The organism is Streptomyces sp. SID3343 (assembly GCF_009865215.1).
In the GTDB taxonomy this organism is placed as follows: domain Bacteria; phylum Actinomycetota; class Actinomycetes; order Streptomycetales; family Streptomycetaceae; genus Embleya.
Window position 1 is genome coordinate 1 of the sequence record NZ_WWJX01000698.1, and the last position, 7,094, is coordinate 7,094.

General features: G+C 69.3%; 5 protein-coding genes. All 5 read left to right on the forward strand.

Going from position 1 to position 7,094, the window contains the following annotated elements; translation table 11 throughout:
- A partial coding sequence (locus GT354_RS21440) for an ATP-binding cassette domain-containing protein (protein WP_161357022.1) occupies positions 1-1,107 on the forward strand: 1,107 nt, incomplete at its 5' end.
- 63 nt (positions 1,108-1,170) lie between these two features.
- Complete coding sequence (locus GT354_RS52675; RefSeq protein ID WP_202512135.1) at positions 1,171-1,428, forward strand: hypothetical protein; 258 nt, start codon at positions 1,171-1,173, stop codon at positions 1,426-1,428.
- A 1,026-nt stretch (positions 1,429-2,454) separates the two neighbouring features.
- Entirely contained in the window at positions 2,455-5,259 is a 2,805-nt protein-coding gene (locus GT354_RS21445; RefSeq protein ID WP_161357972.1) for a serine protease, read from the forward strand.
- A gap of 425 nt (positions 5,260-5,684) precedes the next feature.
- Positions 5,685-6,812, forward strand: a complete 1,128-nt coding sequence (locus GT354_RS21450; RefSeq protein ID WP_161357973.1) for a site-specific integrase — start codon at positions 5,685-5,687, stop codon at positions 6,810-6,812.
- On the forward strand, positions 6,809-7,094 hold a 286-nt coding region (locus GT354_RS21455; RefSeq protein ID WP_346012111.1), incomplete at its 3' end, for a helix-turn-helix transcriptional regulator. The genes GT354_RS21450 and GT354_RS21455, both read left to right, overlap by 4 nt.

The window sequence follows — 7,094 nt, forward strand, 5'->3', positions numbered from 1 at the left end:
GACAAGGGCAACACGGTGCTCGTGGTCGAGCACGACCCGGACGTCATCGCCATCGCCGACCATGTCGTCGACGTGGGCCCGCGGGCGGGCGTGCACGGCGGCGAGATCGTCTTCGCGGGCACCGTGGCCGAGTTGCGCCGCGCCGACACGCTCACCGGGCGCGGCCTGCGTCGGTCTAGCGGACTCAAGGACGCGCCCCGCGCGCCGCAGGGCATGCTGCCCATCGAGGGCGCCGACCTGCACAACCTCAAGAAGGTCACGGTGGGCGTGCCCACCGGCGTGCTCACCGTGGTCACCGGCGTCGCCGGATCCGGCAAGAGCACGTTGATCGCCGACGTGTTCATGTCGAACCATCCCGACGCGATCTTCGTGGACCAGTCCGCCATCGCCGCGTCCTCGCGTTCGACGCCCGCGACGTACCTGGGACTGATGGACCCGATTCGCAAGCTGTTCGCGACCACCAACGGCGTCGCCGCCGGCCTGTTCAGCTTCAACTCCACGGGCGCGTGCGAGCAGTGCCAGGGACGCGGGGTGATCCTCACCGAGTTGGCCTACATGGACCCGGTCACCACGCACTGCGACTCGTGCGACGGCCGCCGGTTCAAGGACGAGGTGCTCGCGCATCGGCTGCGCGGCAAGTCGGTGGCGGACGTGTTGGAGATGCCCGCGGAGGAGGCGGTCGAATTCTTCACCGAGCGCGCCCTGCGCACCAAACTGCGCACGCTGATCGACGTGGGGCTGGACTACCTGAGCCTGGGCCAGCCGCTGAGCACCCTGTCGGGTGGTGAGCGCCAACGGATCAAGCTGGCCACCCAGTTGCACCGCACCGGCAGCGTGTACGTCCTGGACGAGCCGACCACCGGCCTGCACCTGTCCGACGTGGACACCCTGCTCGGGCTGATGAACGCGCTCGTGGACAGGGGCAACACGGTCGTGGTGATCGAGCACAACCTCGACGTCGTCGCGCAGGCCGACTGGATCATCGACCTCGGCCCCGACGGCGGCAAGGACGGTGGCGAGATCGTGTTCACCGGGCCGCCGAGCGGGCTGCTCGACTGCGCGGGCTCGCTGACGGGCGAACACCTGCGCCGGCACCTGGCGGGCTGAACGGGCGGCGGCCCGGTGAACACGATCTCGCCACCGTCCTTGCCGCCGTCGGGGCCGAGGTCGATGATCCAGTCGGCCTGCGCGACGACGTCGAGGTTGTGCTCGATCACCACGACCGTGTTGCCCCTGTCCACGAGCGCGTTCGGCGACCAGAGCCCGGAGGAGGCCGCGACGCTCGCGCAGGTCTATGCCACGCTCGCCTTGGCCGTCGCGGTCGAACACAGCTCCGCCAAGGATCGGTCGGGCACACTGATCGACACGCTGGAACGGCTGCGATTCGCCCTCGGCAAGCTCACCGCCCAGGTGGCGGACCGCCGATAGTGCCCTCGGTCGACATGCTGGACCCGGCGCATCCCCGCCCCCGCGACCGTGTCGGACGCGATACCCGACGGCCCGGATCCGGCCGCCGACACCATGTCTATGTCGCGCGCGGAGCCGCGGATACGAGGCGTGGAGGACGCCGACTACGGGGAAGTGTGCGTGCTGCCGCACCACGCTTGGCTCGAAAACCGCGTCCGGACACCCGTCGAGGACCCGTCTCTTCGGAGCCGGCGCGCGTCCTGTCCGACACGCCGTTGACCGTCGGCCCCCACCGGGCGCCGTCCGACCCCGCCGGAAAGTCCGGGGCACGAGCGAAGGGACGGGCCGCAGCCGTCCTTCCCCGCGACGGCAGTCCGCACACGGTTCCCCCGTGGCCGTTCCCAACCGATACACACGACGGTGGTCCACCACACGAAACGCACACCACGCCCGGGGCGACCACCCGGACCGCACCCAGGGCGACCCGTCGCGGTCGCCGCTCGTCCCCACCGCGGCCGGGGCCCAGGTGTCCAGGGACGAGTCCTCGACCCACCGTGTCCACTGACCCAACCCGCAACCCGACGTCGTGCTCGACCGCACGCTCGGGCCGATGGGGCACCCGGGCCTTCCGCGAACGCCCTCCGCCGGGGCCGGCCGATCGGTACGGTGCTGGCAGAGGCGGCATCCGAGGGGGACGCGTGGAATTGGAACCGACGGAGTTGTCGAAGGCCATCAAGGCCGTTCGGGACGGCCTCACGGCCTCACGGCCGCGCGTGACGAGGGAAACGGCTCGGGAATCCGGTTCGAAGTGACCGAAGTCGTGCTCGATCTCGGTATGGAACTGCGTCACACGGCTTCCGGGGGGGCGGAATCAAGGCGTTCGTCGTCGCGGCGGACGCCAAAGGCGAACGCGCGAGTGCCTCCACCCACCGCATGACAGTGACCTTGCGTGTCGCCCCGGACGCCCTGGGGCGCCCGACGCCCATCAGTGACCGGAACCGCGGTTTCGAGCCGTTGCCGCGTCAACCGTCGTAGGCGCCCTCACAGATGACAGGGCCCAACGCACGGGTGGTGGAAATCCACCATGGTGCCGGCGCCTACGGCACCGGTTGTGCGATCGCTCCCGGCCTGATCCTCACCGCCGCCCACGTCGCGAAGCCCGACCAGGACGGAGACATCGAAGTGCGCGACCTCGCCGGGGTCGCCTCGACGGCGTCGATCCTGTGGTCCGACCCCCAACTCGACGCGGCATTGCTGCGGACCGACCCGAAGATCGGCGCCGAGACGAGCGTCGTCCGCTGGGGCCACCTGGTCTGCGACGACCGCGACCGCCGCGCGCCGTGCACCATGGCGGGAATGCCCCAGGCGATGGGCCGCTTCACCGAAGGACCCTCGGGCCTTGCCCACGACGTGAAAACCGTGGACGGGCACATCAAGACGGGCACCGCCACCCGACAACGCATGTACGCGTTCGAGATCGACGACGCCATCCCGGAAGCGACGATCGCGGACGACCCATTCCGGGAAAGCCCGCAGCCATGGTCGGGCATGTCCGGGGCCGGGGTGTTCTGTGGCGGAGCACTCATCGGCGTGACGCTCCTGGTGCCCGCTTCCTGGGGGGAAGGCATCCTCTCCGTCCTCCCCGTCGAACAACTCCTGGCGCGGTCCGATTTCGTCGGAACCGTCGCCCACCACACCGGAGTCGCCCCGTTCCTGCAGCCCGCCGACCTCGCCCATCTGCTCAAGGAACCGCTTCCCCCGGCGCTCTCCTCGTCCTTCCTGCTGCACCCTCGATCCCGCGTCGTGCCCCTGTCCGGGATGCGACGCGTCCTCGACATCCTGAGCCCATGGTGCGAGAACACCACCCACCCCACGGCCGTCGCCCTGATCACCGGACGCGGCGGCACCGGAAAGAACCGGCTCGTTCCCGAACTCCTCGACACGCTCGCCCCATGGCACGCCGGCTCGGTCGGACGCCGGCACTGGTCCGGAGGCTTCATCACCGAGAACCCCCTCAGCCTCGACACCGGCGCGCTCCGCACCGTCGACCACCCCCTGGTGATCGCCGTCGACCACGCCGAGTCACGACTTCAGCAGATCCGGGAAGTACTCGACGCGCTCACCGAACGAGACACCCGTGTTCCCATGCGCGTCCTGCTCATCGCCCGCGACGGCTCCGACACCTGCTGGGCCGAACTCCGCCGCCACTGCCGAGACGGCCGGGGCGTTCCCTTCACGTCGGTCCCCATCAAAATCACCGACGCGCTCGAGACGGGCAACGAGCACGCCTACGTCGACGCGAAGATCGCGTTCGCCCGGCGCATCCAGGAGCTGCGGCAAGCGGGTCACGGCGACGACACCTGGAAGAACGCGCCGATCGCGGACGCTCCGCGCACCCACGGCACAAACGTCGAGCACTCCGCCCCGACGCCCGTCGTCCACCTGCATATCGCGGCGCTCGCCGACGTGCTGACCCACGCCAATCCCCAATACGCCGCCGAACACAACCCGCTGAACGTCCTCCTGGCCCACGAGGAGGACTACTGGCGCCGACTCGTCACTGCGCACATGTCGGCAGAGCGTTACGACCACGCTCTGATGCGCACCATGGTGGCCACCCAATACCTCGCTGGCGCCACCACACTCGCCCGCGGCCGCGCGGCCGTGGGGGTGGCCTACGCCGCACACCATCACGGCTACCCGCGGACGGCTCCACCGACGGCCGAAGTCCTCGCCCCCTACGACAAGAGCCTCGCCAAGGCCTACCCCTCCGGCGACGGCACGCACTGGGGCACGCTCGGACCCGACCTCCTCGCCGCGCGACTGGTCGACGAGGTCGAGCAGGCAAGCGACCACACGTTCATCACACACGTCCTCCTCGACGAGGCGCTCGACGAGAACCAACACCGACACGCGATCCTCAACCTCGTACGCGCGAGCGCCGTCCACCCCGCACTCGCCGACGCCACGCGCCGCGCCGCGACGCGAAAACCCCGGGCGCTGCTGCGACCGACCCTGGAAATCGTGTGCACCACACTCGACCGCCCCGGCGCGCGACGATGGCTCCGTGCCCTGCGCGCGACACTGCACGAGAGCTCCCACACCTTCTCCGCAACCCACGGCTCCCATCAGCAGGCCCTGCGAGAAATCCAGTCGTGCCTGGAGGGTCTGAAGTCGACGTCTTTTGACCCTCGCGAATTCCTGTCCTCCAAGGCCGGACCGGACATCCCCAAGACGCACAAGACGACCACGACGACAAAACCCGCCGATACCGCGCGCCCCGGCACGCGGCCACCCCCCACCGGCGGCACCACAGCCCCGCGACAACCCGCCGAACCGACCTTCCCGGCGACGCCCGGCGTGAATGCGACCCCTGCGGAGCCCCCGAGCGTCATGCATACGGAGGCGAAGCACGACACGAACACGATCCATCCCGGCAGCACCTTCGTGCGCGCCGTCACGAGCCTGCTCGCGACCACATACACGATCATCCTCGGGTGGGCGGTCACCGGTGCGATCCGCGCCACGGAAGACGACGCACTCGCGTGGACGCTCGGTCCCACAGCCCTCGCCCTGAACATCCTCTTCGCGTTGCTCCACGGCCACTTCAGCGCTCTGCCACGAGCCCTCGGATGGAGCCTGCCACCAACCGTGCTCGCGGTCGACATCGCCTGCGGTCTGGGCCCGCCCGCCCTTCGCGACAACGTCGCGCCCGCGCTGACATGGATCGCGATCGTAGGTGTCGGACTGCTCTCGCTCACGTACGCGGTGCGAGCATGGACAGGCCAAATCCCCTGGTCCACGAACGGGCCCCGCACTCGCGGGGACGGCCCCGCGTCAGCCGCTGAGTGAATGGGGCGGGCTCGGCGGCTACCCGAAATTCGCGGCAGGGATCGACGCCGTGATGTAGACACCGGATAACACGAACAAGTAGGGAGGGAGTCTGCGCCGGACGACGCGGCTGGCGACTCGTGCTCGCCGGGCCCGGCGAGCACCACAAAGAGCACGACGCTGGCCGTCCGGGACCGGTGACGGACCGGTCAGGGTGTGGGGGGCCGTTTAGTGGAGTACGCGCGGGTTCCCGGCTGGGTCAAGTGACGGGCAACGGCCCATCTTGGCAGGTCGATCGGGCTTTTCTCGGCGTTCACTCGATCGCGTGAGATATCCGCAGTAAATCATGGAATCCGCGAGTAGCGTGCGTAATCTGCGTTTTTGTGTCAGATTCTGAGAGCCGCCTATTGACGCTGGTTCGCCCCGGCTCGGACCCGACGGGGCCGGTGGATCCGGCTGGGGTGGCGGTCGAGTCCGGTCTCGCGGACGTGGTCACGCTGCAGCGACGCCGCCAGGCCCGGATCTCGGTGCACGACGAGGAGAGCTTCTTCCTCGACACTCTGTCCGAGTACCGGTGGGCGCGCGATGCGGCAGGTCTGGCGCCGACGACGCTGGACGGGCTGATCAAGCCCGTGATCGAGGTATGCGAGTTCTACGGCGCCGTTCCGTGGCAGTTGACGTCCCGCGAGGTCGACCGGTACTTCGCCGGGGCTGGCAAGCGGGCCCAATCGACCCTGCGCGGAAAGATCAACAAGATCGACGCGTACTTCGCGTTTCTGGAACAGCGCTACGCCGGCGAGATCATGCGCCGCTTTGGCGCCTCCGTCGAATCTCCCATCGACCCGTTCAACCGTCCCCGTCACCGCGGGGACTTCGGCCTGCGCATTCCGCCGTCCCAGACGGCGATGAAGAACTTCTTCGCCCGGTGGCGCGAAGATCTGGCGAACGCGCGGAAGTACGCGGTGGCCTGCCGTGATTACGTGATGACGAAGGTTGCCTACCTCTCTGGTGTCCGTGCGGCGGAGCTGTGCGGAGTCTGTCTGGGCGACATTCACTGGGAGCACGGGCAGTGGGGGCGGTTCGTCGTCCTGGGCAAGGGTGCCCGGGGCTCGGGTCCGCGCCCGAGGGAGGCGTACCTCTTCCAGGAGGGACGTGCCCTGCTGTGGTGGTACATCGAGGAGGTCCGGGGCGAGTTCGGGGACGACGCGGAGCACCCGCGGGCGCCGCTGTGGCCATCGGAGCGCAAGTCGAAGGCGATCGCCGACCTGAACGTGGCCATCGCGCCGGCGATAGTGCCTTCGACGTTCCGCAAGGCGTTGCACACCGCGGCCGCGCACTACCTGACGGGCCCCGTCGCCGACCTGTTTCCACACTTGCTGCGGCATGCCTGCGCGACCCACAACTACGAGCGAGGGATGACACTCTGGGAGGTCCAGAAGGTCCTCGGACACGACTGGGCAACGACGACTCTTCGGTACATGGCGACTGCGCACGCCGACCCGGAGCTCGCGAATCTGGCGGCCAGCTCCCGGGCCGCCCAGCGACTGGTCATGGACAAGGGGAACCTTCGGTGAAGTGGAATCTGCGGATGGTGGCCGCCCAGCGGGACCTGTGGCGCCCGACCGAGGTGCTCGCCGCCTTTCGGCAGGTCGGGTTCAACCCGTCGCTGAGCAAGGTGGCCGCGATGTGGAGCGGCACACCGGTTACGGTGCGGCTCGATGATCTCGACAAGATGTGCGCGGCGCTCGACTGCACGGTCGCCGACTTGCTCCAGGCGGAGCCGCTCGCGGCGGGCCAGGCCGCGCCCGAGGCCGCACGGCGCGCAGTCGGCGCCGAGGAAGGTCCGGGGCCGGGCC